This is a genomic window from Asticcacaulis sp. (assembly GCF_027484505.1).
Classification (GTDB): domain Bacteria; phylum Pseudomonadota; class Alphaproteobacteria; order Caulobacterales; family Caulobacteraceae; genus Asticcacaulis.
In genome coordinates this window covers 1-4,592 of sequence record NZ_JAIXSV010000359.1, presented here as the reverse complement: position 1 = coordinate 4,592, position 4,592 = coordinate 1, and the positions used below count along the sequence as shown (strand labels likewise).

Annotated in this window: 4 protein-coding genes; all 4 read left to right on the top strand. The window is 59.7% G+C overall.

Annotated features, from left to right (window positions below):
- The first annotated feature begins 172 nt into the window (after positions 1-172).
- The 4 genes from Q0072_RS21010 (at position 173) to Q0072_RS20995 (ending at position 4,471) form a co-directional block, all read left to right on the top strand.
- A complete protein-coding gene (locus tag Q0072_RS21010; RefSeq protein WP_298333820.1) occupies positions 173-1,651 on the top strand; it encodes an FkbM family methyltransferase in 1,479 nt (492 codons plus the stop codon).
- Positions 1,652-1,771: 120 nt separating this feature from the next.
- Positions 1,772-2,092, top strand: a complete 321-nt coding sequence (locus Q0072_RS21005; protein ID WP_298333818.1) for a hypothetical protein — start codon at positions 1,772-1,774, stop codon at positions 2,090-2,092.
- 6 nt (positions 2,093-2,098) lie between these two features.
- A complete protein-coding gene (locus Q0072_RS21000; protein WP_298333816.1) occupies positions 2,099-2,890 on the top strand; it encodes a hypothetical protein in 792 nt (263 codons plus the stop codon).
- Between the two features lie 168 nt (positions 2,891-3,058).
- A complete protein-coding gene (locus Q0072_RS20995; RefSeq protein ID WP_298333814.1) occupies positions 3,059-4,471 on the top strand; it encodes an FkbM family methyltransferase in 1,413 nt (470 codons plus the stop codon).
- The last annotated feature ends 121 nt before the right edge of the window (positions 4,472-4,592 follow it).

Genomic DNA, 4,592 nt, shown 5'->3' with positions numbered 1-4,592 from the left:
TGCTGCTGGGCGACCCCGCCAAGGCCAAGGAAAAGCTGGGCTGGACCCACACCACCTCCTTCCCCGATCTGGTGAAGGACATGGTGCAGGCCGACGTCAAGCTGCTGGGTTGATCGGGTGCACCGGGGCAAAACCGGTGAAGCCCTAGACGAATCGCAGGTGAGGCAAGGTAATGATCGTCTGGCTGGCCTCCTATCCCCGTTCTGGGAACACCATGACACGCACCCTGCTGAGCCGGGTGTTCGAAATCCAGACCTATTCGGAGTATAATGACCGGTACGATATCGGGTCGACGCCGGAGATCGCCGAGAGTGTCGGCCATGTCTCTTATGATGGCACCTGGCAGGACTTCTACCAGATGGCCAGCGCGAGCCCGGATCTGTTCGTGGTCAAAACGCACGGCCTGCCCACCGATGATCAGCCGGCAATCTATATCGTGCGCGACGGCCGGGCGGCCATCGTCTCCCAGATCACCTATGACCGCACCCTGTTCAACATCGACCGTGGCTATGCAAATCTGATCAATGGCAAGGCGATCGGCGGGCCATGGAGCGACCATATCGAGCGCTGGAACCCGCTGGCGCGCGATCGAACCCTGTTCCTGCGCTTTGAAGATCTGATCCACCGGCCGGACCATGTGATTGATCTGCTGTCGCAGTTCCTGGGCCGCCGCCCGCTGCACGCCTGGAACAATCCTCTGGACCAACAGCGCCAACTGCTGCCCGGCTTCTTCAACAAGGGGCATGACACCAGCAATCTGCAGGCATGGCCGCCCGCCGATCTCGATTATTTCTGGGCGCGGCACGGCACCTGGATGGAACGGCTGGGCTATGGGACAGGTCTGGAGCGTCAGCCGTCCGACCCGCCGCTTGCGCCCCCACCGTCCCAGATCGTCGGCGGACCGATCCTCAGGTCCAGCGTTACGCCGCCGGCACGGGAGACCTACACATTTTCAAACGGCATCCGGCTCTACCGCGACACGATGTTGGACCAGCAGATTGAACGCTATGGCCAGCCCGGCAATCCCAACCTGCATGAACCGGACGAGGAACATTGGTTCACCACCCTGTTGGCAGAGTGCCGGCCCACCGCCGTGTTTGCCGATGTCGGCGCCGGGGTCGGATATTACAGCCTTCTTGCCCATAGACTGTGCCCGACCAGCCGTTTGGTGGCGCTGGAACCCCTGCCGGCGCATGCACAGGCCATCCGTGACCATCTGCACCTGAATGGAATCCCGGCAGACCGGTTAAGCTTGATCGAAGAAGCCGTCGCCCCGTCCGCGGGCGAGGCCAGTTTCTACGCCGCCCATTATGGCAGCCATCTGGCACAGCCGGGCGCAACCGCCAGCTTCCCGTCCATTGCCGTCCGCTGCCTGACACTGAACGATCTGGTGGACCGTATCGGTTCGACGATTGACCTGATGAAGGTGGATATTCAAGGGCTGGAGGCAGAAATCCTGCGGTCCGCACCGGACCTGCTGGCCGCCGGCAAGGTGTCGCGGTTCATTATCGGAACTTACGGCCAGGGCCTGCACCGGTCCGTGCGCGACCTGATCGCCCCCTGGTACGATATCCGCCATGATGATCCCACCCCGCCCTTCCAGCCGGACGGGTTGATCGTAGCACAGCACAAAGGCCTTTCATCCCGTTGATAAACCGGACCATTGCTGACGGGTTCGGCTTTTATTCCTTTACATGCATTGCATATTATCCTAGTGTGGAATGGTCGCTGGCCGATCTGCGACCGTAATCCCCCACATACAGGATCCAAAATGCGCTCCATCGTCTTGCAAGGCGATGCCATGGGCTTCCCCATGGCTATCGTCAATGTGTCGGACCATGTCTGCTGCCTGCAACTCATCGCGGGCCAGGCCAAACAACTGACGGTACCTGCCGGGGCCAACATCGCGTTGTTCGCTGCCACCGGTCCTTTCTGGTGCCGTATCGGTGGGGCGGTGACGCTGCCAACCGGTGACATCAGCGACGGCACCGCGCCAGAGTTGAACCCCGCCGGCCGCAATGTAGAGGCTGGCCAGATTCTGGGCCTTGTTGCACCGGCGGCCTGCGCGATCTCCATCTCCTTTTATCGGTGACTGGCCATGCTGAACGCCTTCAGTCTTCCCCTGCCCGCCTCCACCGCGGCCCCCAGCCAGAACCCGGTCTTCACCGGCCGGGTCTCCGTGCCCATCGGCACGACAGCCACCCCCGGCATCGGACCCGGTGGCGACCCTGATACGGGCCTTGCCCAACCGGGGGGCATGGACACCTATTCCATCGTCACCGGCGGCACAGAGCGTGTCCGTGTCGACCAAACCCGCGTGATGGTGGGATTCACCTCTCCCCCGGCAGATATCCCCGGGAACTCAACCTTCGCGCTGTCCGGACCTCTGACCACGATAAACCAGGATGTCCGTTATTTTCTCGGTAACTCCGCCGGCTTTGTCACAAGCGGACGGACAGCCATCGGCATCAGCTACAATGTGACCAGCAATTATGCCGTCATCGACGCCTTGAGCGGCGGTGTGGCATGGCGTCCCTTTGTCATCAGCCCCAATGCGACTACCCATATCGGGGGCACACCGGGCACCGATGCCCTTCGGGTCAACAGCACCGGGGCAAATGCCAACCGTGTTCAGGTCAGCGGTACGGGCGCCGGAACCGGCCCCACCATTGCCGCCGCCGGCAGTGACAGCAATGTCACCCTCCGCCTGCTTGGCCAGGGGAGTGGCGGCGTGCAGGTGGAGGGCACCGGTGGGCGTGTCGGTTTCTTCGGAACTGTGCCCGCCGCCAGATCCACGGTCACGGGCTCGAAATCCGGCAATCAGGCACTGGCATCGCTTCTGGACGCCTTAACCCAGCTTGGCATTATCACCGACGCAACCACCGCATAAAGGCCTGGCGGTCATTATTCCAACATTCAACGAATAATGGCCGCCCCTGCCGCCGGCATTCATGGTCGTCGACGCCACGCAGCCCCGCGAGCATGTTCCCAAATTGACTGGTGTCGCTATAGACCAAGGATGCATCTGCATGCTAATTCAATATGCTATGCATGGATCATGTATGAAGTGACTAACCATCACGAGCATAGCGCGGGGGAAATAGTGGGCAAGCACGGACTGGATCGACTGCGCCAAACGGCCTTCGGTGTCTGGGTCATCAATGATGACACACACTTCACCAAATGGATCGAGGAAACCGGTCGACTGGATCACCACCAGGGCTTTCTGGCCACTCTGCTGCCTTTTATACCAAAGGGTGGCGTTGCCGTTGATGCGGGGGCTTATATTGGTGACCACACCATTGCCTATTCAAACGCAGTCGGGCCAACGGGAACAGTCTTCGCCTTCGAACCCAATCTACTGCCCTTCATCTGCATGCAGCGCAACTGCCCTGATGTGATCGGGTTCATGGCGGGACTGGGATCGAAGCCCGGCCTTGTCGGCTACAGCGAGGCCGAAGGCAATATCGGGGCGGGTCGGCTTGCGTCATTGTCGGACGCAACATCGGCCGTTCCATTGCTGGCGCTTGACTATGTTCGCATGCCGCGGCTGGACTATTTCAAACTCGACATTGAAGGCTGTGAAACGGACGCTCTGCGCGGGGCCCGTAAGACGCTGGACGCCTTCAAACCCATCATGTGCCTGGAGATTAGTGACGGTCACCTTCGTCGGCAGGGCAGCAGCCGCGAAGAGCTTTTCCAGTTGCTGGAAAGCTATGGTTATTCGATACGTTTCCTCAGCGATCATCCTGTCGACCGTATCCAGTATGATTGCCTGGCCATACCCAATCAGATTCTGCCAGACCCCAGCTCTGTCGGCAGCATCCCCCTGTCTGAAATTGCCCAGATGAACAGCAACTTCCGGGGCGCCTCCCTGGGCCAGGGGTTGGTCATCGAAGCCTTCACTTCGACCGTCGATGCAGCAGCGCGGGCCGCCAGCACCAAGATAATTACCGACGAACGGCTACTGAACCTTAAATCCACGCTGGCGAATGTTCGGACGATTCTCGACAACGGCCAACCACAGCAGGCCCTTCAGATATTACTTACGGAGGCCGGCGATTGCCTGGTGACGGCGGATGCGCTAACGCTGCGGGGCGATGTGGAGTTTTTCCTCAAGCGTTTTGAGGAAGCTCTGGCCAGCTACAAGGCAGGAATCGCAATCGACCCCAAGCACAGGGACAGCAACATCAAAGCCATTGACCTGAGCTTGCGGCTCAATCGGCTGAAAGAAATGCGGAATCTCATTTCCGCCGCGGACAGGTGCGGACTTAAAGACGTTCGCATCGACATGCTGAATGCATGCTATTGGCTCCACCAGGGAAATTACCTTGAAGCGGATGCCATCATAAAGAGTGATGTGAAGCGCTTCTTGTCGGAGCGCTGGCTGTGCGATTGGTTCTCTGAGCGTGTCAAGCAACTCGTCTCGAAAGAGCAACTCATAGCCTGGACCACGATGTCTGACTCTTGAAGGGTAAGCGTCAGCTGTTCCCCGCGTCTTTTTTGTTTTTGAGACGTTTGGCGGCGGCGTTTCTGCGGTTTGCGATACGGCTGAGGGCGTATTGCATTGGGATTTCATCGATGGTGTTGGG